Source organism: Paenibacillus methanolicus (assembly GCF_008124765.1).
Classification (GTDB): Bacteria; Bacillota; Bacilli; order Paenibacillales; family Paenibacillaceae; genus Paenibacillus_Z; species Paenibacillus_Z methanolicus.
Genome location: NZ_VNHS01000001.1, coordinates 832,315 through 858,992, shown reverse-complemented (window position 1 = coordinate 858,992; position 26,678 = coordinate 832,315). Strand labels below are relative to the sequence as shown.

The 26,678-nt window shown below is 58.7% G+C and carries 24 protein-coding genes and 1 riboswitch; of the genes, 18 read left to right on the top strand and 6 right to left on the bottom strand.

Annotation, left to right across the window (positions count from 1 at the left end):
* Positions 1 to 117 precede the first annotated feature (117 nt).
* The 8 genes from BCM02_RS03210 to BCM02_RS03175 all read left to right on the top strand — a co-directional run bounded on the left by BCM02_RS03210 (position 118) and on the right by BCM02_RS03175 (position 8,392).
* Positions 118 to 741 (top strand): TetR/AcrR family transcriptional regulator, encoded by a 624-nt coding sequence (locus BCM02_RS03210; protein WP_187433999.1) that lies wholly within the window; start codon positions 118 to 120, stop codon positions 739 to 741.
* A gap of 120 nt (positions 742 to 861) precedes the next feature.
* Complete coding sequence (locus BCM02_RS03205; RefSeq protein WP_148927582.1) at positions 862 to 3,354, top strand: WG repeat-containing protein; 2,493 nt, start codon at positions 862 to 864, stop codon at positions 3,352 to 3,354.
* A gap of 82 nt (positions 3,355 to 3,436) precedes the next feature.
* A riboswitch (cobalamin riboswitch) is annotated at positions 3,437 to 3,644 on the top strand.
* Between the two features lie 183 nt (positions 3,645 to 3,827).
* On the top strand, positions 3,828 to 4,598 hold the full coding sequence (locus BCM02_RS03200; protein ID WP_425466140.1) for an energy-coupling factor ABC transporter permease: 771 nt from the start codon (positions 3,828 to 3,830) through the stop codon (positions 4,596 to 4,598).
* The gene (locus BCM02_RS03195; RefSeq protein ID WP_148927581.1) at positions 4,591 to 4,872 is read left to right on the top strand and encodes an energy-coupling factor ABC transporter substrate-binding protein; all 282 of its coding nucleotides are present in this window, start codon (positions 4,591 to 4,593) and stop codon (positions 4,870 to 4,872) included. Before BCM02_RS03200 ends, BCM02_RS03195 begins: the two co-directional genes overlap by 8 nt.
* The gene (gene cbiQ, locus BCM02_RS03190) at positions 4,869 to 5,672 is read left to right on the top strand and encodes a cobalt ECF transporter T component CbiQ (RefSeq protein WP_187433998.1); all 804 of its coding nucleotides are present in this window, start codon (positions 4,869 to 4,871) and stop codon (positions 5,670 to 5,672) included. Before BCM02_RS03195 ends, cbiQ begins: the two co-directional genes overlap by 4 nt.
* On the top strand, positions 5,669 to 6,508 hold the full coding sequence (locus BCM02_RS03185; protein WP_148927579.1) for an energy-coupling factor ABC transporter ATP-binding protein: 840 nt from the start codon (positions 5,669 to 5,671) through the stop codon (positions 6,506 to 6,508). The genes cbiQ and BCM02_RS03185 overlap by 4 nt, the downstream gene beginning before the upstream one ends.
* 139 nt (positions 6,509 to 6,647) lie before the next feature.
* Complete coding sequence (locus BCM02_RS03180) at positions 6,648 to 7,727, top strand: lactonase family protein (protein WP_148927578.1); 1,080 nt, start codon at positions 6,648 to 6,650, stop codon at positions 7,725 to 7,727.
* Between the two features lie 278 nt (positions 7,728 to 8,005).
* Complete coding sequence (locus BCM02_RS03175; protein WP_148927577.1) at positions 8,006 to 8,392, top strand: hypothetical protein; 387 nt, start codon at positions 8,006 to 8,008, stop codon at positions 8,390 to 8,392.
* A 102-nt stretch (positions 8,393 to 8,494) separates the two neighbouring features.
* Here BCM02_RS03175 and BCM02_RS03170 read toward each other — a convergent pair whose 3' ends face one another.
* On the bottom strand, positions 8,495 to 9,640 hold the full coding sequence (locus BCM02_RS03170) for a rhomboid family intramembrane serine protease (protein ID WP_187433997.1): 1,146 nt from the start codon (positions 9,638 to 9,640) through the stop codon (positions 8,495 to 8,497).
* A gap of 213 nt (positions 9,641 to 9,853) precedes the next feature.
* Positions 9,854 to 10,804 (bottom strand): nucleoside hydrolase, encoded by a 951-nt coding sequence (locus BCM02_RS03165; RefSeq protein ID WP_148927575.1) that lies wholly within the window; start codon positions 10,802 to 10,804, stop codon positions 9,854 to 9,856.
* A gap of 184 nt (positions 10,805 to 10,988) precedes the next feature.
* Here BCM02_RS03165 and BCM02_RS03160 point away from each other — a divergent pair, with 184 nt between their 5' ends.
* The 4 genes from BCM02_RS03160 to BCM02_RS03145 all read left to right on the top strand — a co-directional run bounded on the left by BCM02_RS03160 (position 10,989) and on the right by BCM02_RS03145 (position 15,830).
* Complete coding sequence (locus BCM02_RS03160) at positions 10,989 to 11,771, top strand: NUDIX hydrolase (RefSeq protein WP_148927574.1); 783 nt, start codon at positions 10,989 to 10,991, stop codon at positions 11,769 to 11,771.
* Between the two features lie 164 nt (positions 11,772 to 11,935).
* Positions 11,936 to 13,339, top strand: a complete 1,404-nt coding sequence (locus tag BCM02_RS03155) for a nicotinamide phosphoribosyltransferase domain-containing protein (protein WP_148927573.1) — start codon at positions 11,936 to 11,938, stop codon at positions 13,337 to 13,339.
* Between the two features lie 106 nt (positions 13,340 to 13,445).
* Positions 13,446 to 14,003, top strand: a complete 558-nt coding sequence (locus BCM02_RS03150) for an adenylyltransferase/cytidyltransferase family protein (RefSeq protein ID WP_148927572.1) — start codon at positions 13,446 to 13,448, stop codon at positions 14,001 to 14,003.
* A gap of 51 nt (positions 14,004 to 14,054) precedes the next feature.
* Entirely contained in the window at positions 14,055 to 15,830 is a 1,776-nt protein-coding gene (locus tag BCM02_RS03145) for a DUF3658 domain-containing protein (protein ID WP_246183215.1), read from the top strand.
* 237 nt (positions 15,831 to 16,067) lie between these two features.
* Here the strand turns inward: BCM02_RS03145 and BCM02_RS35125 are convergent, their stop codons facing one another.
* Positions 16,068 to 16,235 (bottom strand): hypothetical protein, encoded by a 168-nt coding sequence (locus BCM02_RS35125; protein ID WP_187433996.1) that lies wholly within the window; start codon positions 16,233 to 16,235, stop codon positions 16,068 to 16,070.
* Between the two features lie 105 nt (positions 16,236 to 16,340).
* Here BCM02_RS35125 and BCM02_RS03140 point away from each other — a divergent pair, with 105 nt between their 5' ends.
* From BCM02_RS03140 to modA, 5 genes are all read left to right on the top strand, one after another.
* Complete coding sequence (locus BCM02_RS03140) at positions 16,341 to 18,395, top strand: glycoside hydrolase family 15 protein (protein WP_148927570.1); 2,055 nt, start codon at positions 16,341 to 16,343, stop codon at positions 18,393 to 18,395.
* A 5-nt stretch (positions 18,396 to 18,400) separates the two neighbouring features.
* Positions 18,401 to 19,555, top strand: a complete 1,155-nt coding sequence (locus tag BCM02_RS03135; protein WP_246183170.1) for a glucose 1-dehydrogenase — start codon at positions 18,401 to 18,403, stop codon at positions 19,553 to 19,555.
* Between the two features lie 243 nt (positions 19,556 to 19,798).
* Positions 19,799 to 20,686: a GNAT family N-acetyltransferase gene (locus tag BCM02_RS03130; RefSeq protein WP_148927568.1), complete on the top strand. Its 888-nt coding sequence runs from the start codon at positions 19,799 to 19,801 to the stop codon at positions 20,684 to 20,686.
* Positions 20,687 to 20,821: 135 nt separating this feature from the next.
* Positions 20,822 to 21,286: a CcdC protein domain-containing protein gene (locus tag BCM02_RS03125; protein ID WP_187433995.1), complete on the top strand. Its 465-nt coding sequence runs from the start codon at positions 20,822 to 20,824 to the stop codon at positions 21,284 to 21,286.
* Positions 21,283 to 22,113, top strand: coding sequence for a molybdate ABC transporter substrate-binding protein (gene modA / locus BCM02_RS03120; protein WP_148927566.1), 831 nt, complete (start codon positions 21,283 to 21,285; stop codon positions 22,111 to 22,113). The genes BCM02_RS03125 and modA overlap by 4 nt, the downstream gene beginning before the upstream one ends.
* A gap of 86 nt (positions 22,114 to 22,199) precedes the next feature.
* Here the strand turns inward: modA and BCM02_RS03115 are convergent, their stop codons facing one another.
* The 3 genes from BCM02_RS03115 to ald all read right to left on the bottom strand — a co-directional run bounded on the left by BCM02_RS03115 (position 22,200) and on the right by ald (position 24,715).
* A complete protein-coding gene (locus BCM02_RS03115; protein ID WP_148927565.1) occupies positions 22,200 to 23,168 on the bottom strand; it encodes a helix-turn-helix transcriptional regulator in 969 nt (322 codons plus the stop codon).
* 95 nt (positions 23,169 to 23,263) lie between these two features.
* Entirely contained in the window at positions 23,264 to 23,521 is a 258-nt protein-coding gene (locus tag BCM02_RS03110; protein ID WP_246183169.1) for a DUF2533 family protein, read from the bottom strand.
* A 60-nt stretch (positions 23,522 to 23,581) separates the two neighbouring features.
* On the bottom strand, positions 23,582 to 24,715 hold the full coding sequence (gene ald / locus BCM02_RS03105) for an alanine dehydrogenase (protein WP_148927564.1): 1,134 nt from the start codon (positions 24,713 to 24,715) through the stop codon (positions 23,582 to 23,584).
* 218 nt (positions 24,716 to 24,933) lie between these two features.
* Between ald and BCM02_RS03100 the strand changes: the two genes are divergently transcribed.
* The gene (locus BCM02_RS03100) at positions 24,934 to 26,586 is read left to right on the top strand and encodes a PucR family transcriptional regulator (RefSeq protein WP_148927563.1); all 1,653 of its coding nucleotides are present in this window, start codon (positions 24,934 to 24,936) and stop codon (positions 26,584 to 26,586) included.
* Positions 26,587 to 26,678: the final 92 nt, after the last annotated feature.

The window sequence follows — 26,678 nt, the reverse complement described above, 5'->3', positions numbered from 1 at the left end:
GTAAAATAAATGAAGCTGCACTAATTATATCTACCCGAGAGTAGATATTTCAATCGGGAATCGTTACATCTTTTTGAACTTCATTATTTTGCACATAAGCGGGGCGTGATGACTTCTATGCAAGACAAGCCAGAGAACAAATCGAAAACCGGCCGTCCGAGAGGCAAGCGCACGGACGCGACGCGCGTTCTTATTCTGCGCACGGCGGCCATGCAATTCATGGAACTGGGCTATGATAAGCTGTCGCTGCAGGAGGTCGCCGATCTGTGCGGCGTTACCAAGGCGACCATTTACCACTATTACAAGGACAAGAGCTCGCTGTTCACCGAGGCGATTCTGCTTATGCTGCGCACGGCGCTGGCCAGAAGCGAAGACATCGTCCGCGAGACGCCGGATCTGCACGGGAAGCTGAAGCTGCTAGCCATCGGGCTGCTTCGCCATTCGCACGTCGAATTCGAAACGATGATGCGCAAGGCATCCTCCGTCTTGAGCGAGGAGCAAATCGCCTCGATTCGCGATCAGGAGCAGCAGCTTCATCATTTGCTATCCGGCGTATTCCGCAGCGCGATGGAAGATGGAATCATCCGGAAGAGCAATCCAATTTTTCTATCCCGCGCTTTCGCGATGTTAATGCTGATGCGCAATCAGCCCGAGCTTACCGAAGGGCTGCTCTCCCCTGACGAAGCGGCGACGGAGATCGTGCATTTGTTTCTGCACGGGTTGGATCCACATAAAGCTTAGCTTCCGCTTCCCTCGCTCGTTAATGTCATATCTGACGCGCTGACGCATACGATTAGGCGAAAAGCTATGCGCCTGCGCGATAGAAGGCGGTAGCGAGAGCGAGTGGAGGAGGGACGCGGAATGATCGCACACGAACAGCAGCTTGTGCGGCTCGTAGGGCAATTTTTGCCTCATGGCGCCGAGCTTGCCGTCATCGAACGACCGGTGAAGCATCCGGCGATCGTCGCGGCGGATTTGAACGGCGACCGCGAGCCGGAGGTCGCGGCCGTGTACCGATATGGAGACGCGCTGTATTTGCTGGTGCTCCGGAATACGGACGAAGGCTGGGAAGCCGTCGTGAACGAACGCGGTTCCGGCTACGGCGTGACGCTGCTGTCCGCGTCGCCGGTAACGAGCGCTAAGCGCAATAATTTGCTGGTCGGCTGGCAAATGGGCGCGATCTGGTCGCAGCTGGCGATCTACGATTGGGAACCGGGCGGATTGCGAAGCGTCTTGAAGGAGCCGTTGACGTACAGCTACATCGAAGTCATGGATATGGTCGCGCCCGGCGGTCGGGACGGGCAGTCGGAGCTTGCCCTCTGGTCGCACGACACGGGCGAGGCGTACAGAGTGGAGGTTCTCCGTTGGCATGGCGGCGCGATCGTGCCGGCGCCTGATGCGGAGACGGGCTATTTTCATAAAGTGGCGGGCTATTACGAGCAGATGGTGCGGTTGCATCCCGATTACGCGTTCTATTGGTACTATTGGGCCGATGCGCAATTGAGAGCCGGAGCGCCGCAAGCCGCCTTGTTAACCGTAGGCCGCGCGATGGAATTCCCGCATCCGTACCCGTCTCGCGAAGAGCTGGAACGGCTGCAGCGCGAGATAGCGGGCCAGCTTCAACGAAGCCAAGGCGCGGCGACGAGGACGGAGGCGCTATTCCCGGCATCGCTTAAGACCGTGAACGGCATTCGCTGGGGGTACATCGACCGATCGGGCAAAATGGTTCTTCAGCCCCGCTTCCGCTCTGCAGGCGCGTTCGGCCGGAACGGGCTTGCGTCCGTCGGGACGGAACAGGGGACGGGGCTGATCGATACGTCGGGGCGGTTCGTCGTCCAGCCGATCTACGACTCCATCGGCGAATTCTCGGAAGGGCATGCCGTCGTAATCGATAAAGAAGGCTTCAAGCTGATGGATGCCGAAGGGCGGATCGTCACGAAGCGGGCTTACTCGTTCTTGGGGAATCTGCATAATAACAGGGCCGTCTTCTACGTGCAGCATACGGACGGGAACTTGCTGTACGGTTATATCGAAGGGGCGGGCAACGAAGTCATTCCGGCCCGCTTCGAGGAAGCGGACGACTTCCAGCGCGACCGCGCGCTGGTCAAGACGAAGGAGGGCGAATACGCGGTCATTCGGCCCGACGGCACGCAGGTGGCCGTATTCCATCACCCGTTCGTCGGTCCGCCGAGCGACGGTCTGTTATCCTTCCAGCAGGAGGCCGGGGGCAAATACGGCTATATCGACGAGAAAGGCAGAATCGTCATTCAGCCGGCCTACACCTACGCGCAGCCGTTCCGCGACGGGCTAGCCGTCGTCAATACCGGCGAAGACTACAAATCGGTATACGGCGTCATTGACAAGAAAGGGAACTATGTCGTTCAGCCGGGCTACAACGATATCCGTCATCCGGGCGACAATCGGCTGGCGCTTGGGCAGGCGATCGACGAGAACGAGCCATACAGGGGTTCCAAATTCGCGATTGCGACCGCGAAGGGCGTGCGGCTGAGCGACTTCGTCTACTTCGACGTTCAGGATTATAAGCAAGGACTGGCGTCGGTCTACGATCGAACGCATACGTACTTTATCGACCGGACGGGCAAGGCGGCGCCGGGTTATCCCCGGATTAAAGGCAGCGGCACGTTAACGCTCGAGGATGGTCTGATCGCGGCGAACGTAGACCAGCGGCTCTCGTATTGGACGAACGACGGACAATCCGTTTGGCGGCAGAACAGCATCATTCCGCTGCGCGATCCGTACCGGGTGCGCGAGGTCAAATACAGCCCGAACAAGGATTACCTCGTCTACTATCCGCAATTGGAAGGCATGTCGAACCCGAATACGCAGCAGAACGTCAATACGAAGCTCAAGGAACTGTCCCAAGTGAAGCCGGTTCCGGCCGATCAGCAGCTGGAAGCTTCGTATACGGGCGATTTCCAAATCTCGATGTTCCGCAAAAATCTGCTCGTTCTCGAGCTGTCCGCCTACGACTTCCCATTCGGCGCCGCGCACGGCATGCCGACGTTGATCTATCCGCACGTCGACATTACAACCGGAGCGTTCTACCGGCTCGAAGACTTGTTCAAGCCCGGCAGCGATTACGTGAAGGCGCTGAGCGACATCGTCGGCCAACAGATCAAGAACGATCCGCAATACGATTACGTGTTCCCGGACACGTACAAAGGGATCGCGCCCGACCAGCCGTTCTACGTCTCGGGGACGGCGCTCCACCTGTATTTCGCGCCTTACGAGATCGGTCCTTACGCGGCGGGCTTCCCGACGTTCACGATCCCGTTCGCGCAAATTAACGCGATATTGGCGAAGGACCGACCGTTCTGGCAGTCCTTCCGCTAAGACGCTTCTCCAAAACGGTTGTTGCGCAAAACGCGGCGACCGTTTACTATGTTCATAGGTTTGAACCCGCCGAGGCGGACATAATCGAATAACGGAAACAGGTGCTGGAAAGGCGGCCGCAGCAGGCTGCCGTTCCGGCTTAATAGGGAAGTTCGGTACAAAGCCGACGCGGTCCCGCCACTGTTACGGAGGAGTCGAAAGCGCATAATCGCCACTGGGTGCAAACCGGGAAGGCGGCTGACGACGATGATGCCGGTAGCCAGGAGACCTGCCTGTTTCGACGACACTGCTTTACCTACGGGAGATAGGGAGGTGTTAGACGAGCAACCGGATGGTAGATAAGCTGCGTACATACGGGCGTCTTTCCCCTGCAACACGAAGGGGAGGGACGCCTTTTTTGGCGCGTCCCAACGGCGCGCGATTGGCGCGTCCGATTCGGCGCGCGACAAATTAGGGGAGAGGGTTTGGCAGACGTGACGAAAAGAAAATGGGCGGGGACGCTGTCGCTTGTTGCGGCGTTCGCGCTGTACCTATGGTTCAATGTGCCGCAATCCGCATATGCGATGCACATTATGGAGGGCTTCCTGCCCGTCGGATGGGCGATATTCTGGTGGGTAGTCTTCATCCCGTTCTTCGCGATGGGACTTCGTTCTTTGCGGAAGATCACGAAGGAAACGCCGGAGCTCAAAATCATGCTCGGCCTCGCGGGCGCCTTCACGTTCGTGCTGTCGGCGCTGAAACTGCCGTCCGTCACGGGCAGCAGCTCGCATCCAACCGGGACGGGCCTCGGCGCGGTGATGTTCGGCCCGCTGCCGATGAGCGTATTGGGATCGATCGTCCTGCTGTTCCAGGCGGTGCTGCTCGCGCACGGCGGATTGACGACGCTTGGCGCGAACGCGTTCTCGATGGCCGTCGCCGGGCCGATGGCCGGCTATGCGGTCTACGTCTGGCTGACGCGGACGACGGGCAAACAGAAGCTGGCCATCTTCTCGGCCGCCGCGGTAGCCGATCTGGCCACTTATGTCGTAACCTCGGCGCAGCTGGCATTGGCGTTCCCGTCGGCCAGCGGAGGCATCGCCGCTTCGCTGATGAAGTTCGGCGGCGTCTTCGCGGTCACCCAGATACCGCTTGCGATCAGCGAGGGCTTGCTGACCGTATTGGTCTGGAACTGGCTGCAGTCATACGGAGCGGACGAGTTCCGACTGCTCCAGCGCAAAATGAAAGGAGCGCGCACGCATGTTTAAACGTTATCGCAATACGTGGATTGTTGTTGCCGTCATTCTGCTCGCCGTGCTGCCGCTTGCATTGGTCAACGGCGAATTCGGCGGCGCGGACGGACAAGCCGAGGAGATAATCGCGACCGTGGATCCTGCCTACGAGCCTTGGTTCTCCTCGCTTTTGTCGCCGCCGGGCGAAACGGAGAGCATGCTGTTCGCGCTGCAGGCGGCGCTCGGCGCGGGCTTCATCGGCTACGTGATCGGCTTGTTCCGAGGGAAAGCATCGAGAAATAAATCGTGATCTTGAAGCAGATCGACAGTTATTCGTACGGCAATCGCTTAAGAAGCTTGCCGGCGACGGCAAAATGCGGCTTCGCCGCCGCGCTGCTGCTGCTTGCCTATCTGGCCGGACCGGCGGAACAGGCGGCGATCGTCGCGTGGCTGTTTAGCTGGACGGTCATAAGGGCGGGAATCGGCGCGCGGTTCTATGCCGCCGCGCTCGGCAGCGTGCTCGGGTTCTATCTGCTCAGTCTGCCCGCGCTATTGGTCGAGGTGATGCCGGAAGGCGCCGCGGCGATATCCGGGGCGGCTATCCGAGTTGATATCGGACATTGGCAGTTGGTCGTAACGGATGAGGGCGGATGGCTCGCTGTTCGGCTCATGTTTCGCATTCTAGCCTGCTCGAGCTGCTTTCTCTTCGTCATTCTGACCACGCCGATGGCCGATCTATTCCATGTGCTGCGTAAGCTGCGCGTCCCGCAGCTCGTGCTGGAAATCATGCAAATCATGTATCGGTTTCTCTTCCTGCTGCTCCAAACGGCCGTCGAACTGTATATGGCTCAGCGTGCTAGAGGAGGCTATCGGGGCGCGAAGCGAACCATCGCCGATACGGCAACGCTCGCGGCGCGGCTGTTCAGTCGGACGATGTCCCGGTATGAGGGATGGACGCGCGGACTTCGCGCGCGTGGATTCGAAGACGAGCTGCGGCTGGCGCCCGCCGAACCGGGGACCGTGCCGGCAAGGCTGCGAATCGAAGCCTGGATGGGCATCGCGATCTTAACGTTAACGGCGCTGACGCTGCCGGGAGGATGGCTATCATGAACGACATCATCGCATGCGAGGGTATCTCGTATACGTATCCCGCCGGTCGCAAGCCGGCGCTCGATCGATTGACCGTGCGCATTCCGCAGGGCAAGAAGACCGCGCTGCTCGGCCGGAACGGGTCCGGCAAATCGACGTTCTTTCTACAGCTGCTCGGCTTGCTTCGTCCCGATCGCGGAACGATGCGGTTTCGCGGACAACTTTATCCGGAGACGCGCCGCGGGCTTCGCGGAATCCGGGAGCAGATCGGGCTTGTCTTTCAAGATCCGGAGCAGCAGCTCATCCTGAACACGCCCTACGAGGATGTCTCTTATGGCTTGCGCAACGCCGGCGTCCCGGAACCGGAGATTCGAGACCGCGTAAGGGAAGCGCTGCATGCGATGGGAATGACGGAAGCGGCGGACACGCCGATCCATGCGCTTAGTCTCGGCCAGAAGAAGCGGGTCGCCCTGTCCGGCGCGATGGTGATGCGACCGAGCGTGCTGCTGCTGGACGAGCCGACCGCTTATCTTGACCGCGCTACCGAGCGTGCGCTGTTGGACGAGCTCGCCCGCATTCATGACGAGGAAGGCGTGACGATGGTCATGGCGACCCATGATATGAATTTGGCGTATGAATGGGCGGATCACTGCATCGTCGTTCAAGACGGCCATTGCGTCATGGAAGACGCGCCGGAGCGGCTGTTCGATCTGGGAGAATCGCTCCGAGATTGGGGGCTATCGCGTCCCGCCGTGCTGGATTTGTGGGGTGCGATTCCGCCGCGCATGCGGCTCGGCCATCCAACGCCCAGGTCGCTGACCGAGCTGGAAGGATGGCTGCGCGACCATCTCGAATAGAAGCGTACGTGGACTTGCAGGCGGATCGTCATCCGCCTGTTTTTTTGCAAAAAAGAGGCGTTGATGCTAAGATTAGAACGATTTTAAGCGGTTTTTCAAAGATTTGGGTACATTTTGGGTACATAAGGAGGCGTTGGTTTTGTCCGAGCAACAACTGATCGTATTCGCCGGTTCCTACGCGGAAGCGGCAGACAACGGCATTTATTCGTACGCGTTCAATGAAGAGACCGGCGCGCTGACGCTTATCGACGCGGCGTCGGGTTACCGTAACCCGACGTTCCTGAACGTCGACGCGGCGAACAACCGCCTCTATGCGATTGCGGAGGGAACGGCGGCGGACGGCGGCAAAGCCGGCGAAGCGGCGGCGTTCGCGATCGATCCCGCAACGGGCAAATTCGAGCCGCTGAACCGAGCGTTGACGGTCGCGTCGCCGACCTGTCATATTCAGCGCGATGCGAGCAGCAAGTATTTGATCGTCGTCAGCTACCACGGCGGCATGGCCGGTCTGTTCGCGATCGAAGAGGACGGTCGGATCGGCAAGCAGCTGGATGTAAGCCAACATGAGGGCCGCGGCGCGCATCCGGAGCGTCAGGACCGTCCTCATCCCCATTCGGCTTTCTTCAGCCCGGACGGGAAGTACGTCCTTATTCAAGATTTGGGCCTCGACAAAATTTTCACGTACGCGATCGACGAAGCCGAAGGCAAGCTCGTGCAGAAGCATGTCGTCGAGACGAATCCAGGCTCCGGTCCGCGCCATCTCGCATTCCATCCGAACGGCGCCAACGCATACGTCATCAACGAGGTCGATTCGTCGGTTACCGTCTTTGCCTATGATGCGGCAGAGGGCAAGCTTTCGCCGATCCAGACCCTATCCACGCTTCCGGCCGAAGGTTTCGACGGCGAGAATACGACGGCCGAAATCGCCGTATCGGAAGACGGTCGCTTCGTGTACGGCTCGAACCGCGGTCACGACAGTCTGGTCGTGTATGCGGTCGACGGCGCGTCCGGACAGCTATCGGTCGTTCAGCACGTTTCCTCCGGCGGCGGTCATCCGAGACATTTCGCCTTGACGCCGGGCGGACGTTATCTGCTATGCGCGAATCGGGACGGAAACAATATCGTGACGTTCCGCGTTGATCGCGAGACGGGCCTTCTGAGCGAATCGGGACAATCCGTATCCGTGTCCAAGCCGGTCTGCGTGAAGCCGGTATATCTGTAGATAGATTATGTAATTCCCATAGACGCTAGTCGTAGATGAATCCAATGAACCTCTCCGTTCGACACGACGGGGAGGTTTTTTGACATAATTTACGCGAGGTGGCGGTGACAGGACTACCAAGTGTCGAATTACCTGACACGGAAATAACATAATAATGGAATTAACGTAAACTTAGTTGACATTGCACCCGGGATAGTATATTGTTATAGAAACTAGCGCAGGTCGACCGACATAAGTAGTTGCTACCAACGAACCAACGATGAGAGGAGCACGACACGATGGAGAAGAAAGACATGAATGTTAGCGTCCTATTGGACAAGGCGGCAGAGCACACGAGCTTGCTGTCGGAAATTACGGAGACGAAGGCAGCCGGCACTTGGCGGAATGATCGCCGGTTCAAGGCGGATTACGAAGAGATGACGAAATTGGCGGAGATCCTTCGCGGCCATGACGACGAGAATGTCTCGATGTATGGCTTCCGGATGCAAATGCTGATCGGCGAATTCGTCGAAACCGATATCGTATGCCACGACAAAGTCGTTCATTTGCGCGAGGTGCGCAATCAAGAAGAATTGCTTCAGCTGGCGGCTTATCGCGCGGTAGAAGCGTATCGCATTCTTGCAGAGGAGAACGCAGCAGAGCAGCAACTGCGTCAATCCATCTAATGCGGCCAAGCGACACGAGATGAAACGGACAACCCTTCCTCCACGAGGAGAAGATGGTTGTCCGTTTTTGTTTATATTTTTGTTTGTGTTTGGCACCGGAAGTTAAGACGCAGCGGCCGTTCTTTTGGCTAACATGCCTCTTGCCGCCATGAACAGGTATCCGCCGATCAGACCGCCGAAGTGCGCGTAGTTGTCGATGCCGGGCACGACGAAGCCGAGAATGACGTTCATGACGAGACCGCTGTAGATCGAGAATCCCATCATCTCTCCCCACGTATCGGGTTCCTTGACCGTCAAATACAGCAGGGCGCCCATGAGGCCGAATATCGCGCCGGACGCGCCGGCCGAGATAGAAGGGGAGAACCAATAGCTGGACAGGTTGCCCGCGATCCCTGACGTCATGTAGAGCAGGAAGAAGGTGCCTGATCCGAGCACCCGCTCGATACGCCCGCCGAGCGAGAGCAGCGAGACGGTATTGAACCACAGATGCAGTCCTCCAATATGAAGGAACATCGGCGTCACGAGCCGCCAATATTCGCCTTCATCGATGAGCGGCGCGTACTTGGCGCCGAACTGGATGAGCGTGGCCGTATTCGTCGATCCGCCATAGTAGGTCATAAGCAGCCACACGATTACGTTAATGGCGGTAAACGCGAACGTAAGCGGCGCGCCGCGCTTGCGTCCGGCCTCTTCGAACGGTTCGACGCGTTCCTGATGCGCGCGAAGCATCTCGCCGTGCCATACGTTAATGACTTCGTACAGCCGGGTATCGTCATAAGGCACGGGTTCGCCGCGGGCGACGAACTGCTCGATGAACTCGGCCCCGGGAATGACGGTCTTCGGCAGCGCGACGCGATTTTCGACGAGATCGATGAGTCCAGCTTCAATGCGATGACTTTCCGTCAGGCTGCTAAGATGCAAGGATGCGATTTGCTCGCCGGACATCTGATAACCGGCGTCCGTGCGTATATAAAGATGCACCATCCGGTGAACGAGCGCCGGCCGTCGGAATCCGACCATCTTCATCCAATCCATGGAATGCGCGAACTGTTCGCGAATTTCCGCTTCCTGCTCATCCGCGGATTGACCATACATTAATGGCATCAAATAGAGGTACGTAACCCGAATTCCGTCGCGCCGCTTCAAGGTCAGCATTCCTTCGTCGTTATCCATCAGCGAGTAGCGGTGATGATGGACCAGCTCGCGCGCAATCGCCCAGATGGCATAATTCAGCTCATGAACGTTCACGTGGCAAACACCTTTCGGTTGTAGAATGGTTGTAGTATAGGCCAAAATGCGTTTTTCATGAAGAGGGGAAAGCGGATGTGGCTGGCGCCCGCGGGGAAAGCTGGATGGAGATGCCGGGAACCGATTCGCGATAATCGACGAGAGGGGACGCCGCATACGACAGTGGTGTCGTATACGGCTTCGTTCCCGTACTCCGGCGTGCATATCGGATGGCTAATATCGTTTCGGTGCGGCCTTTTTTGCCAGATCGGCAATGTAAGCCCAGAAAGCATCGGCATCCAAGTCGTGCACGAGGTTGACCGGGCGTCCGTTCGGGTCGGCAATCGTTCTGCCTTGGCTCAAGCCATCCGGAACGACCGTGCAGCGAACTTCGCGCTTCATGACCAGTTCCGGCCTGCCGACGGAAGCCGTCGTGAGCACGTCCCACAGATAGTAGGTCGAATTCGTCTCCATGTAGACGAGCGGCGGGCAGCACGCATAACATTGACCGAGGAAATCCACACCTTCGTAATTCCGCTCTTTGGCCCAAGCGTTGCGGACGCTTAAGGTAAGCGGGACCTTGTTCGTGCTCTCGAGCGCGACGAGATCGACGGGAATCTTGCTTTGGAACACCCGGTGGCACGCTTCCGGATCCCAGAACACGTTCCATTCCGCCGTGCCGTCATGCTCGGGTTCCTGAACGTTGCCTTTCTCGAACGTGCCGCCCATCCAGACGAGCTTCTCGATTCGTTCCTCGATATCCGGCGCTTCGTCCAGCGCGCGAGCCAGATCGGTTAGCGGTCCGGTAAAGAGAAGCGTCGTCGGTTCGGCGCTTGCGCGAATCGCCTCGATCATATGCCGGTGCGCGGGTAGGGGCGAGAGCGAGGCGTTCATCGTGCCGGACTCGTTCAAGATCGGAAGCGCGTCCACGAAGAAGGTATGCATGCGCCAAGCGGCCGGAAAGGGATTTTTGCCGCGCGAATTCGATTTGGCGACCTCGACCTCGTACCGGCCGAAGCGGTCGATGATTTTGCGGCTTGCGTCCGCGCCGGGCTCCAGATACCCGTCGGCCGGGATGACGGACGCCCCGGCGAGATGGATATTGTCCATCTGCAGCAGCAGGAACAACGATACCAAGTCGTCGACCCCCGCGTCGTGATTGAAATAAACGCGTTTTTTGTTCATGATTGTTTCCTCCGTTCATCTTGTTGTCTACCATAAACTTGTCCCTAATATTATGTCTCGGCTAATGTGCCCGCGCAAGTCGGAGGAATAGTCGACATTCGATCAATCCGAACTTTTTAATAAAGTCATATTGACTAATATGATTGCGTTGGGTTATACTGGGTTCATCAAGGAGGTGCGAGCGATGAAAAAGGAACAAGAGACGGCGCGTTACCGCACGCCGGACGGATTGCCGGTCGATATCGCGATATTCGCCATTACGTCGCACGCGAAGCCGGGCAGCTACAAGACGCTCGCCGACCGCAAGCTGGAGGTGCTGCTGGTCAAGAGGAGCTCCCGTTCATCCGCATTCCCCGGACAATGGGCATTGCCGGGCGGTTTCTCCTCCGAATCGGAGACGCTGGCGGAAGCCGCTTACCGCGAGCTGCAGGAGGAGACGAACGTCGGCGCGGATGTTCATATCGAGCAGGTGAAGACGGTTTATTATCCCGGACGCGATCCGAGAGGCTGGATGCCGTCCGTTCTATATTGCGCCCTTGTGAGCGAAGATCGGCTGCGCGCCATCTCCCCGGATACGGATGCCGACGAGGCGAGGCTGTTCGAATTGGATGAAGCGCTGAAGCTGAATTTAGCCTTTGATCACAAGGCATTGCTGAAGGACGCGCTGACCCATATCCAGATGAAAATGATGACGACGACGATCGCCAAGGAGTTTCTGCCCCGGACGTTCACGATCCGCGAATTGTACCAAGTGATTCAGACGGTCGTCCCGGACTTCCAGGAGGATATCGCGAATTTCAAACGAAATCTTCTGACGACGAAGACGCGTCAAGGATTGATCCGAGAAGCGCTAGGATCTGACGACGAGCCGCTGACGACCGACCGGAACTCCAACCGTCCGGCGCAATTGTATGAATTTACTGATTACGAACCGAGAATCTCCATCTATAATTCGGGCATGTTCTAAGGCAAGAGCATAACGAGGGAAGCTTAGGCGACGAATCAATCAAGAATGGCTGAGGCGATCAGCCCATTTCTTCTCGGAATTTATATAGTCGATGTGACAAAAACGAACCTCTCTGCATATCATTTTATATAGTCAATGAGACAAATTAATTGGAGGTTATAACCATGATGAATCAACTTCGTACGAACGTACTGCTGCTGACGGATAGCTACAATTTATCGCATAGCCGGTTGAAATGCAGCACGGATTGGGAAGTCAGCCACCTGTACAACCGCAAAACGGGCATGATCCTGTACGGATTCCGCGAAATCGCGCTTTCGGTTCTGAACGTACAAATCACCAAGGTGCATATCGAAGAAGCCGAGCGTTGCGCGGCCATGCAAGGACTCGCGTTCCCGTCGGAGATTTTCCATCGCGTCGTCGACGAATGCGGCGGTTACGCGCCGCTCGCCGTCGAGTCGCTGCCCGAAGGCACGTGGTGTCCGGCCGGCACGCCGTTCGCTCAAATCCGTAACACGGTGGAAGGGTTCGGCGAGCTCGTGACCTGGTGGGAGGGGGTGCTCATGCACGCGTACTTCCCGAGCGCCTGCGCGACGGAAGCGTTCCACATGCGGCGCTATCTGGAGGAGGAGCGCGAAGCGCTCGGCGCGGACGAATCGTTCTACTGGCGGTTCCACAGCTTCGGCTTCCGTGGCCATCGCAGCTTGGAGGATGCTTATTGGGCCGGCACGGCATGGAACTTGTCGCTGCAGGGGACGGACGATTTCCATACGACGAAGCACGCGCCGCGCGCGATCATCGGCAGCATCGCCGCGCTTGCGCATAAGGTCACGCAGCAGTATGACGACGAACTGCAATGCTTTATGCACGCGATCGACTCGACGGCGGACTGCGGGGAGAGCATCGTTGCCCTTGTCATCGATACGTACGACGCGAACCGCGTCATTGCGCAATATTTGCCGGTGTTGGCGGAGCGGGCGCGCGAGCGAGGCGTGAAAATCGTCATGCGTCCGGACAGCGGCGACGTGCTGCGGCAGGCGATCGATATTTACAAGGCGGCCGAACGGCACGGCGCGCTGGCCGAGGTCGGCGTTATCATCGGCGAAGGGATGAGCTTCGAGCAGGCGAAACGTTACGACCGCGTGCTGGAAGAGAACGGGGTGCCGCTGGCGTTCGTCGCGTACGGCATCGGATCGGGCTTCTATAACCACATCGACCGCGACACGCTCGGCTGGGCGATGAAGACCGCCTACAGCAACGGCAAGGACCGGATGAAATTTTCGATGGACCCGCTCAAGCGGAGCATCCCGGGACGCGTCGGTATCGTGATGGAGGACGAAGCGCTTACCGTCTTGGCTCATGAAGAGATGCGCGACGGCGGCCTATACGAGACGGTCTACGCATACGACGGCGAAGCGCGGCGGGAGACGAAGCCGCTCGACGAGGCGCATTGGACTGCAGTCCGAGATCGCGTTCGTACGCAGGCGGCACCTCAAGAACGGATACGATTATCGGCGCGTATCGTGCATAAAATGGAACAAATCGCGGCGAAATACGGCGTGGAATAAAGGATGGGCTTGCGCTTCGAAGCGAGCTCGGCAATCGCGTGGCGCCATATTACGCTGCCGAGCTCGTTGCCGCGGAAGCAGTCCGCGAAGAAAGGCAGTGAATTGGATGACCAAACCTTTTCAATTCGGATTCATCATCGGCCGCTTCCAGCCGGTTCACCGGGGGCATGAAAAGCTCATCGACGCGGCGCTCGCGATCGCCGAGCGCGTGCTCGTCGTCATCGGTTCGGCGCAGGAAAGCGGCACGGCTCGCAATCCGTTCGCGGCGAATGAGCGCGAGCAATGGCTTCGGCGAATCTATGGCGACCGGATCCACGTGCTTGCGCTGCCTGATCTCACGAACGAGAACGATCATTCGCGGAGCTGGGGCGATTACCTATTGCATGCCGTCGACAGCTATGGCGCGTCTCAAAGGTGGCCGGCGCTCGATCTGATTATTGAAGGGGAGGAGAACGGACGGGGAAGCTGGTTCGGCGAGGAACGCGCGCTTCGCCTTGGACGGCTGACTTTCCCGCGTCAGGAAGGCGCGCTCAGCGCCACTTGGCTCCGAACGATGATACGCGAAGGCCGGGAAGAGTCGTGGGCGCGGAAGGTCCATCCTGTCTTAATCGAATCTTATCGTGAATTGCAGGACAGACTGCTTGCGCTTCGGGACTTGCCGTGATATCATCGCTTTCCATTGGTTGCCAGAAGGAGTGATGGTCGGTTGAAGGATATGGAAGCGATAATCGCGAAGACGCGAAACTTCGTGAAAGCGGCGCTCGAGCACGACGCCAGCGGGCACGATTGGTGGCATATCGTACGGGTCGCCCGCAGCGCGAAGCTGTTGGCAGGATTAGAAGGCGGCGATCCGTACGTATGCGAATTGGCGGCGCTGCTGCACGATATCGCGGACGAGAAACTGAACGTCTCCAAGGAGGCCGGGCTGCGCAGAGTCGAGGACTGGCTGGCCGAGATCGGCGTCGATGCCTCGACATCGGAGACTGTCATGCTGATCGTCTCGACGATGTCGTACGGAGGCGGCGGAGGCGCGCCAATGGAGACGATCGAAGGGAAGGTCGTCCAAGACGCGGATCGGCTGGATGCGATCGGCGCCATTGCGGCCGCGCGCACATTCGTCTATTCCGGCTGGAAGGGCAGGCTCATCTATGATCCGTACGTGCGTCCGCGAGCGTCGATGACGAAGGAGGAGTACCGCAGCGGCAAGGATACCGCGATTAATCATTTCTACGAGAAGCTGCTGAAGCTGAAGGCGCTGCTGAACACGGAATCCGCGCGCATGCTAGCGGAAGAGCGCCATGCGTACATGTTACGATACCTCGAGGCGTTCGATCGGGAATGGGAGCTGGGCAATCCGGATTATCTGGAGGAGAGACTTGGAGAGGCGCCGGAGCCGGAGCGCATCCACGTCGTCTTCGATGCGTCGGCGGCCCATTCGCTCCGGTTCCTGTTGCGCGATAAGCCCGGCGAGTATGTCGTTTCGCTGGCGGACGACTTATCCGTCGGTCCGCTGGACGACAACGGCGCAGATGCCCGGGCGGGCGGAGTGAAGCGCCGGATGACCTGGCTGGCAGAACGCGGGATGCTCGGAGACGCCGAAGCCGAGCACTTCGGCGACTGCATCGATTGGCGCAACTGGCCGGATCGGCTCGCGGGACGCCGAATCGTGGTATGGGCGGCGGGGAACGCCAACGAGCAGAGCGGCCTTCGGCGGCTCATGGCGCATATCCCGGGTCAGGATGAAGTCCGCGTGATCGACGCGCCAGGCCGGATCTTCGAGAAGACGAACGGCGCGCTGCTGCATACCCATACTGGCGAAGTTGCGCCGCGGGAGCTGGACGAGCTTATGGAGCAGGGACAGGCGCTAACGGCCGGGGAACGGAGCGATTATGCCGACGATTGGCGGCGGTTGATCCGCGAGGACGGCGAGCTGCGCGCGATGGTCGAGGGTCGCCTTCAATCGGTGCCGGAAGATTACTGGGACGACATGATCTTGCAATCCGCGATCGTCGTCGCGGCTTCGACCGCTCGAATGTTCACCGCCGCCCGGTTGGTCGGGCAGTTAATCGGACGAAGCGATCAACGGTTGAACGACTCGTTCTTGTTCTATCGCATTCGTTGTCTGGCGGAGTCCGGGAAACTGGAGGGTGGCGGCAATCCCGAGCGCATGGGCGGCTACAAGGTTGGATTCGGCGAACCGGCAAGTTTGGAAGGGCCAGATCACGCGAACATACAGGCTTATATGGATTGGGCTCGACGATACACGCAAGAAGCAGACGCGCTCAAGCGGCACCTCTCGACCGAAAAGGATGCGGATGAACAAGTATTGGAGATGCTGCGCGCGTTATCGGAGGGCAGTCAGGCCGATACACGGATGCGACGGATGGTCGCGAAGTTCATCGACGACTTCATGAATGAACGCAGATTGTACGCCAACCGGCGCAATGCCATCCTCGGCATGTTGTCCTCTATGCGGCGAACGGATCATTAAGATGCAGACAATCGGTCTGCATGGGTTCTGCCTGTTCGCAGCACCGACTTGCCGCTGGTAGGTTTGCCGTACAAAATGATGGGAATTCGACGCTAGTCTCGCCTGCTCAAAGAACGCGAAAAAGCCGCCTACGGGCGGCTTTGCTGCAAATAGAAGAATCACGCGCTTCGCCATCGAAGACGGCTTTAGCCGTTTCGCCTAGGTGTCGTCGCATGTTTCGCGCATCCCTGGTTAGGCTTATGCCTCTTCGGGATTCATATACTGATCTTGATCGCTGCCCCATATAAAATCCACCGAATAATCCATGCCGCCGGTATTGTTGACGGGCGCGTAAGTCGCTGCGTTGCTCGGCGCTTCTTGCTGTTCTTCTTGCTCTTGCCCTTGCTCGTTCCACTGGTCTGCCATCGTCATCCCTCCTCCTAAGTACGCTCCGTATTATGGCCGCCGCCATGCATCGTTATTCCGGATGTTGGACAAGTTACAAGCAAACAACAGATAAGGTGGTTAACGATGCCAAGAGACTTGCCCATCGGCAACGGGAACGTGCTGATTAACTACGATTCCCGTTACAATTTGCGCGAAATCTATTATCCGTACGTCGGCATGGAAAACCACACGCTGGGCAATTGCTGCCGGTTCGGCATCTGGACGCCGGAGGGCTTCGCCTGGATCGACGATCCCGGCATGCAGACGAACGCCTTATACGAGGAAGACACGCTGGTCACGGAAGTTCACGCGAGACACGAGAGACTCGGCTTCGAGCTGCTCGTTCAAGATACCGTCGATTACGAGCAGGATTGTTTCCTCCGGCGGGTGACGGTGCGCAATCTGTTCGCGCATCCGCGCACGTTCAAGCTCTACATGCACCTCGACTTGGAAATCTACGGATCGGCGATCGGAGACACCGCTTATTTCGATCCGGACCTGAGCTCGCTCGTCTTCTACAAACGGAACCGGTATTTCTCGCTCACCTGTCAATCCGCCGGACAACAGGCGCCGAATCCGAGCGGCTACGCGACCGGGAAGAAGCGCGTGGCGGGTATGAACGGGACTTGGCAGGATGCCGAGGACGGACAGCTCGGCGGCAATCCGATCACGCAAGGTTCGGTGGACGGAACGTTGGAGCTCACGGTTCCCGTACAAGGCCAGGCGCAGCAGGAGGGCTGGTTCTGGATCGGCTTCGCGGCGAACGAGGCGCGGCTGCGCGAGCTCGAGCAAGCGATCCGCACGACGACGCCCGCGCAGATGCTCAAGCGGACGTCGGGCTACTGGCGTCATTGGGTACATCAGGACAAGCATGATTTGTCCGGACTGGATCCGGTCTTGGCTTCGCTCTATAAGCGCAGCCTGCTCATTATCCGCACGCATTTCGACAACCGCGGGGCGATCGTGGCCGCGAACGACTCGGATATTCTGAAGTTCTCCAAGGATACGTACTCCTACATGTGGCCGCGCGACGGCGCGCTGATCGCGCATGCTCTGGATCGCTGCGGCTATGGCGACTTGACGGATGCTTTCGTCGATTTTTGCGAGAAGTCGCTCACCCCGCACGGGTACATGATGCACAAGTACAATCCCGACGGCTCGGCAGGCTCCAGCTGGCATCCATGGATCAACGAGAAGGGCGAGAAGCAGTTTCCGATCCAAGAGGACGAGACGGCGCTCGTTATTTTCGCCATGTGGCACCACTTTCAGATCGCCGGGACGCTCGACCATTCGAAGGAGACGTACGAGAATTTCGTCATCCCCGCCGCGGATTTCCTCATCCGTTATCGCGGCGCGACCGGTCTTCCGCTGCCTTCTTATGATCTGTGGGAGGAGCGCTACGGCGTGCACGCCTTCACGGTGGCGACGGTATACGCCGGCCTGCTGGCGGCTTCGAATTTCGCGAAATTCCATCAAGACAGCGTCCGCGCCATCTACTACCGGGACACGGCGGAGGCGGTGAAGCGGGCGGTCGAGGAGCAAATGTACGACAAGAATCTGCGGCGTTTCCTTCGCGCATTGTACTGGAACCCGTCCACGAGCACGTACGAAGCCGACCTGAAGCTGGACGCCAGCATGTACGGCTTGTTCGACTTCGACATGTTCAAGGCGGACGATCCGCGCATTATCCAGACGATGCAAGATATGTATCTGGCGCTGTCGGTCAAGACCGAGGTCGGCGGGTTGGCCCGCTACGAGAACGACTACTATCATCAGATCAGCCAAGACATTAACCGGATTCCGGGCAACCCGTGGATCATCTGCACGTTGTGGTATGCGGAGTGGTTACTGGCCGTGGCCAAAAACGAGGAGGACGTCGAGCAAGCGGTCGAATGGTTGAAATGGACGAGCCGCCATGCGCTGCCGTCCGGCGTGATGGCCGAGCAGGTGCATCCGATCACGGGCGAACCGCTGTCCGTCTCGCCGCTGGCCTGGTCGCATGCGACCTACGTGAAGGTCGTGCAGGAGTACATCGCGAGGAAAAAGCAGATGCGCGACGAACGGATCAACGAAGAGATCGACGTGCCGGACGCGCAGGTGCTGGCGGGAAGCGCGCAATCCTATTCGCAGACGAGGTGATGAAGGTGAAAGCCGCCAAAGTGACGGATATGAAAAGAAGCAAAACGATTCGCGTCGGCGAACATCCGAAGCCTGCGATCGCGCAGCCCAGCGAGGTGCTCGTGAAAGTGCTGGCGGTCGGGCTCGATGGCACGGACCGCGAAATCATGACCGGTCCGTACGGCGAAGCGCCGCAAGGGGAAGACGAGCTGATAATCGGGCACGAAGCGATGGGGATTGTCGTCGAATCCGGCCAGGAAGCCGGACTTGCGCCGGGCGACCTCGTCTCCGTCGTCGTGCGGCGGCCTTGTCATGATCCGGCATGCGTCAACTGCCGCAACGGCCGGTCGGATTTCTGCCAAAGCAGCCAGTATACGGAGCGCGGCATCAAGGGCGCGCACGGGTTTCTGACCGAATACATCAAAGACGAGGACCGTTTCTTCATCAAACTTCCCGAAGCGTGCCTGCCGTTCGGCATGATGGCCGAGCCGCAGAGCATCGTGGAGAAGGTGTGGGACGAGGTACAGCATATTCAACAACGTCTTGTCTGGGAGCCCCGCTCCGCGCTCGTGCTCGGCTCAGGACCGCTCGGACTGCTCGCCGCATTGACGAGTCGCTGTCTGGATCTGAACGTGCACGTCTGGTCGATGTCCGCGCCGGATAGTCCGGAAGCTAGGCTGATCGAACGGATTGGCGGCATCTATCAACAGGCGAACGCAAGCGGCGGACCCGCTTCGTTGACGGCTTACGCGGAGAGCATCGGCGCCCATTTCGACCTCGTCTGGGAATGCACCGGCTACAGTCCGCTCGGCTTCGAGGCGATGGACGTGCTTGCGCCGAACGGCGTGCTGGCGATGTTAGGATTGTCGGCCGGCGGACGCAAGAGCGAAATCCCGGTGGACAAGCTGAACATGGAGATGGTGCTGGAGAACAAATGCGTCATCGGCTCTGTGAACGCGTCGCGCAAACATTTCGAGACCGGCGTCTACCGGCTGCAGCAGATGGAGGCGCGTTGGCCGGGGGTCGTGACGTCGATGATCACGAAACGGTTCGCGATGGACGACGTGCCGCAGGTCGACTTTAACGCGATCGGGATCAAAGCGGTCGTGGACGTGGTGCCCGTCGAGCAGTGGAAGAGCGGCGCGTCGGCAGAAGAGACGGCATACAGCTTTTCGGTCTAATCGAATCGGAACCGAGCGCGCCAGAACGGTAAGGAACACGCCAAATCGGTCGCGAATACAATACCGTCCATACCAATTTGTAACGGCAAGCGCCGACCTTTAATCGGCGACGCGCGTTTCATGCCTCTAAGAAAACCGTGCGCGCACGGTTTTTTGCCGTTCGTATTTATTACATTCCGGATGATTATTCTCGCGGACTTCTAGTATAGTAAAAGATATTGTCATGATAGGGAGGCTGATCGCATGGAATTTCGCCCGCTTCACGCGTTTACGCTGGAACAGCTCACATCGCTGTGGAATGAAGGGTTTCAGCACTATTATGTGAACTTGAACTTCACGCTCGACATGTTTCTCAAGCGAACCGCGACCGAAGGGTTGTCGCTCGCGCATTCGCTGGCGATCATGGACGGGGAACGGCCGGTCGGCTTCGTCATGAACGGTTTTCGCCAGGAATCCGGCCGCAAGATCGCATGGAACGGCGGGACGGCGCTTATCCCCGAGTACCGCGGCCGCGGGATCGGCAAGCTGCTCATCGATGAAGCGCTTCGGATGTACCGCGCCGAGAACGTCGACGTCGCGCTGCTCGAAGCGATCAAGGAGAACGCGTCGGCAATCGCGCTTTATCGCAAATGCGGGTATGCCGTCATCGATACCCTTGCTTTCTATCAATGGGAAGGTCAGATCGGCGAGGATGCGTTCGGCGACCCCGATAGATCGAACCGGTATACGTTCACGGTAGGTAATCCGCAAGACGTACGGCGATTGTCGTTCCACGAAGAGCCGCAGCCGTGGCAATCCCAATGGCAGTCGCTGCAACTGGGCGGACTTGCGATCATTGCCAGCGATCCTGACGGCGAACCGGCGGGTTATGCGTTGTTGAAGCGGGTACTGGACGAGCAGGGGGTGCACCGTTCCACGATCTTGTATCAATGCGCGGCGAAGGCGGATGCCCCGGATCGGAGTTCGCTTATGCGCGCCTTGTTGAGCCGGACGTTTGCCAGTGCGCAGCCGATCATCTGCCGGACGGGCAACTTCCCGCTGAGCCAATGCGAAGTCGTAGAGATGCTTGAGCGAGCAAGTTTCAAGTCAACCTTGGAACAGGTTCATATGAAACTAGTTCTTCAAGAATAATAATATACATATACAACATTATGTAAACTAGTATGCAAGGCGGAATTCGACGGGCGCCGCGTCGAAACTTGACACAAAGGCCTTTCATGCGTTGAAATGGTAGGAAGTCAACGTATAGAAAGGGTAGACGCAGCTATGAATTGGTTCAACCGCACCAACAAACCCGTTACCAGAGGCGGCTTATGGATTCTGCTTCCCGTCGCGATCGTCCCGGTTCTGTTTGCCTTCACGCTGTATCAACTGCGCCATATTCCGGAAAGACCGTTCCATCTGCCGGCTTACTGGGAGCTCGCGATCGCGATGGCGCTGGGGCTTGCGTTCGGCGTCGTTATGTTAATCCAGACCGCGTACGAGAAGCGGGATGACGGTCTTATTTATCCGATATCGAACAAAAATTTCAAATATGTGCTGCTTGGCATCATCGTCATCCGGTTTGCCCTGTCGGAATACTTCCGCACGCTCGATCAAACGGTATTCACCGTGCTCGCCATGGTGCTGGCCTTGACTTATCTGTTCGTATGGCGGATCGGCAGCTTCATGAAAGTCCGTCGTTTGCTGCGGCAGGACGAGGTTCCGGCAGCTTCGGAGGGGGCGGCATGAGCGGAGGCGGGACGCGCAAAGGAGGGCGCCGGCTGCTGGCCGCGCTCGCCGCGGGCCTCCTCGTCGCGGTTGCGGCGCTCTCGTATGTCGCGTCGCAATCCGGTTCCGGTACCGACGGGTACGGCAGCGGCAAGACCGAGCTCATCGTCTCGGCTGCCGCTAGCCTGAAGGAGAGTCTGGAAGCGCTGAAGACGCGGTTCGAAGACGAACATCCCGATATTCGGCTGACGTTCAACTACGGTTCGTCCGGCGCGCTGCAGAAGCAGATCGAGCAGGGCGCGCCGGCGGATTTGTTCCTGTCGGCCGGCATGCAGCAGATCGAAGCGCTGCGGGAGCAGTCGCTAATTGAGGACAGCGTTACGCTGCTCGGCAACGAATTGGTCGTCGTCGTGCCGAAGGATGCCGGCGCGTTACAGTCGATAACGAAGTTAAGCGATCTAACTCTGGACGACTACCGCGTAATCGCGGTCGGTCAACCCGAGACCGTTCCCGCCGGTCAATATGCGAAGGAAGCGCTGGTTGCGGCAGGCATATGGAATGACGTCGAGGATCGGCTCGTATTCGCGAAGGATGTCCGGCAAGCGCTCACGTACGCGGAGACCGGCAACGCGGATGCCGCGCTCGTCTATGCGACCGATGCGGCGGCCTCGAGCCGATCGTTCGTCGCGCTTCGCGTCGATGGAAGCCTGCATTCGCCGATCGCGTATCCGGCCGCGCTGCTTGCCGAATCGGCGCATCCGGATGAAGCGGCCGTTTTCTACCGGTTCCTGCAATCGGCCGAAGCGTCGGAGCTATTCGCGCAGTTCGGATTTCGACCGGCTGCCTAGAGCCCCGCAATGTAATGATGAATAGAGAAAGCCCATTGAACCGCTGAACGTTGGACGTTGAGCGAATTCGATGGGCTTTCTTCGTGCTAATATTCGTAGATGATCTCGCCCGTTCGCGAGAAATCATAGCCTTGGATCGCGCGCAGCTCCTGACGGAGAGCATCGGATCGGAGCAGTTTCACGACGGCTTGCATCCACGCTTCTTTCTCGGGCTTCTTCAGCATGACCAGATCGTATTGTTCGTCGATCAGCGGGATGAACTCGACGCCGCCGACGATGGCCGCCGCCTTCGCGATGCCGACGCCGACGTTCGCTTCCCCGGACGCTACCTTGCCGGCAACGGCGAGATGGCTGTCCTCCGCTTGGTTATAACCGGCAATCGCGCTTGCCGCAAGGCCGTGAAGCCGGAGCTGCTCGTCCAGCAGCACGCGGGCGCCGGAGCCTTGCTCCCGATTGGCGAGCCTGATGTCCGGTCGTCCAAGGTCGCGCCATCCGCTTAAGCCCAGAGGATTGCCCGGCTGCACATACAGCCCCGCGGGACGGGAGAGGAGGCGGACAACGAGCAGCGGCTGTCCGACGAGCAGCTTGCGGATATAGGGCAAGTTGTACTGGCCGGTATCGCCGTCGAGCAGATGGGTGCTGACGATATCGCTTTCGCCCCGGTACATGGCAATGAGGCTATCCAGGCTGCCAACGTGTTCTCTTAGCGGACGCACGTCCGGAACGTGCTTCTCGATGTGCTTGGCGAGGATATCGAGACTGACGTCCTGCCCGGTAATGACCAGTCTTCCGTCACTCGCGCCATGCGCGCGGCGCGAGGTAGGGGATGATGGCGATTCGGGGCGAACGGACGCGGCGAGCGAGTCCGGGCCGACATGCGCGAGTCCTTTGCTTCGCTGCTTGTAGCGCTCCAGGTCGGAGGCATCTACGCGCATTTGCTTCCCGACCCGGTAGGCGGGCAGGTCGCCTTTCTTGATGAGGTCGTATACCGTCAGCTTCGAAATTTTCAGAAGCTTGGCGATTTCTTCGGTCGTGTAAGATAAATCGTTCGTCATCGCGGTTCCCTCATTCTCGTATTCTCGGGCCTAGCGGCTTGACAAATCCCCGAACGCCACCTAGGAAGGCGCGTCCGGGGATCCTGATTCAAGCTCTATGATTGGGCCGCGTATTCGCGGACCATCTGTTCCGTGACGAATACGCGCGTCGGCGAGATGCCGTTCTTGGCATGCGCGTTAATGCGGGAGGTGATCGCGTTGATCTCGTCTATCGAGAACGGCAGACCTTCCTTCGCGAGCTTGAGCGCGCGGTCGATCGCTTGCTCGCGCAGTTCATCCAGCTCCGCGAACGCGACGAGATGGCGGTTCTGCGCGGTAACGTGTTTCGTAATCGCTTCGTGTGCAGACAACATGGCGGTGCTCCTTCCAAAAATCATTTACCGCCTATTATAGCACAAGTGGCAGACATGCGGTTAAGCTTTGACCCGCGCGGCTTCCAGCGCAGCCGTGACGGTGACGTGCGGGTAGCCGAGCGCCGTCGCGACCGCCTCGTACGTGACCGAGCCGTTCAGCACGTTCACGCCGCTGCGAATGGCCGGATTCGAGGAGATCGCGGCAAAGGCGCCTTGGCCGGCGATTTGCAACGCATAAGGAAGCGTCGCGTTCGTCAAGCCCATCGTCGCGGTCTGCGGGACCGCGCCCGGCATGTTGGCGACGGCGTAATGGATGACGCCGTGCTTCTCATAGGTTGGCGCGTCGTGCGTCGTGATACGGTCGATCGTCTCGACGATGCCCCCTTGGTCGATGGCCACGTCCACGATGACCGAGCCCGGCCGCATCGCCTTCACGACGGCCTCCGGCACGAGCGTCGGCGCCTTCGCGCCTGGGATGAGGACGGCGCAGACGAGCAGATCGGCTTGCTGGACCGCCTGGGCGATGTTCGCCGGCGTCGAGACGAGCGTCTGGATGCTGCGGCCGAAGATTTCCTCCAGCTGACGGAGACGGTTCACGTTCGTGTCCAGGATCGTGACGTTCGCGCCGAGACCGATCGCGATGCTCGCCGCGTTCGTGCCGACCACGCCGCCGCCGATAATCGTCACGTTGCCGCGCGCCACGCCGGTTATGCCGGAGAGCAGAATGCCTTTGCCGCCTTTCGGACGCTCGAGCAGCTGCGCGCCGATCTGCACCGCCATCCGGCCGGCTACTTCGCTCATCGGCGTCAGCAGCGGCAGCGTGCCGCTTACTTCGACAGTTTCGTAGGCGATCGCCGTCACGCCGGATTCGACGAGCGCTTTCGTAAGCGCGGCGTCGGCCGCCAAGTGCAAGTAAGTGAAGAGGATGAGACCTTCGCGGAAATAACCGTATTCGCTTGCGATCGGCTCCTTTACTTTCATGATCATATCCGATTGCCGCCATACTTCGGCCGCCGTATCGGCGATCTCCGCGCCGGACGCGATATATTGTTCATTCCCGAAGCCGCTCTCCAAGCCGGCATTGCGTTCGACGACGACCGTATGCTGGCGGCGGATCAATTCGGCCGCTCCGGCAGGCGTCAAGGCGACGCGATTTTCGTTGTTTTTGATTTCTTTCGGCAGTCCGATTCTCATCTTCGATCACCTCAACGTTTTGTTGCTCTCATCGTATCGCGTGTCAGGGAACGTTACATCATACGTTTTGTCTAACGTTTGGCCCAATTTAAGGACGAAATGGATAATGCCCATGCTATACATCTTGTATAATATAAGAAGCGAGATGGGCGATCTGGGCCTTATCGATCATACATAATGACGAAGATTAACCTACTTAGAAATGTCAGGGTGATGAGATGGCGAAAAACACCGCGGTTAGCATACACGACTTGCTGCGCAGGCCGGTCTTCAAAGCGGCGAAACTGGCGGCCGGGCGGAACGGTCTCGAGCGGTCCGTCAAATGGGTTCATATTTTAGAAATCACGAACGTGGCGCCTTACGTAAGCAAGGATGATCTGATCCTCTCGACCGGCTTGTGGATGAAAGAGGCGAAGGGCGGGTTGACGTATCTGGAGCAATTAATCCGTCAGGAAGCCTCCGGCCTATGCATTGAACTCGGTACGAGCATAACGGAGATACCGGAGGCGATCGTCGAGTATTGCGAGCGCCATGACTTCCCGCTGATCGTCTTCGCGGAACCGGTCCGGTTCGTGACAATCACGCAGGATATACACGGCCTGCTCATCAACCAGCAGCATCAACTGCTCAAGAGCTTGGAGCAATTTTCGCGTAGGTTCCAGAAGCTGACGCTCGCCACGACCGATGTTTCCGCCGTGCTGAGGCTGCTGCACGAGTTTACGAACAAACAAGTCGCGTACATCTCCTTCGTGGAGACGAACCGGTTCTACCCGAAGGCAGCTCCAGAGCTGTCGCACGCGATCGCGGCGGCGATGAAGCCCTATGCGGAGCAGGACATGGACAGCGGTGAACCGGCCGTGCTGCGGCTCGACCGCGAGCTGAACGTCATGCTTCATCCGATCGTCTGCTTCGAACAGACGCTCGCTTACATTGGCGTCCTGCAGTCGCGACGCCATGAGCCCGGCGATACGACGGTCGTCATGCTGGATTATGCGGCGCAATCGATCGGCACGATGCTGCTGAGGACGTTGTTCAAGGAAGAGAAAATCCAGCGCGACCAGAACCGGCTCGTGCTCGATATTATGGAACGCCGGGTAGAGGACGAGGATGAAGCGCGGACCCGGATGGGGCTGCGCGTCCGGGGCAAGGAATCGTATTGGTTTGCCGGCGGCCTGTTCGAGATCGCGTACGGCGAGCAGGAGGTCGTGCAGGAGCAGAAGGAATCGGATTATCAAGATTTCGTCGTGCTGCTGCGAGCGCTGCTGAAGAAGCAGGGGCTCTATGGCCTGCTGGCCGCGCAGGAGAACCGGATTCACGTGCTGATCGCCAAGGAGAGAATCAACGAGGATTCGGCCAGAGGGTTGGAGAAATCGCTGCTGCGTCTGCGCGCCGAGCTGGACGAATTCGCGCTTAGCCGGCCGCAGCGGATCGTCATGCACGCAGGCTTCGGTCGATTCCGCTACCGGCTGACCGAGCTGCACGCCGGCATCCGCGAAGCGCGCCAAGCGCTCGAGGTATCCCGGGACGTGACGGCGATGAAGAACGTCCTGTTCTACGAACGGTTAGGCATCTACCAGCTGTTGAAAGCGATTCCGGATCCCGCGGTTCACCGTTCGTTCGTGGACGCGCATCTTGGCGCGCTGATCGCGCACGACAAGGATAACAGTTACCAACTCATCGATACGCTAGACGCGTATTTCAAATGCGCGGGCTCCAAGCAAGATACGGCGAACCGGCTCTTCATTCACCGGCAGACGCTGTACCACCGGATCGGCAAGCTGACGGAGATTCTGGGCGAGGACTTCTTCGATCCGGAACGCCGGATCTGCTTGGAGATGGCGCTGCTGATGTACCGGTCGGGAAGGGAATAGACGTATAGGAACGACGGCAAGAAGACGAAGCGGGAGAACGACCGCTTCGTTTTTTGTTGTATTTTGTGAAGGTTTTGAGGAAAGAATTGACG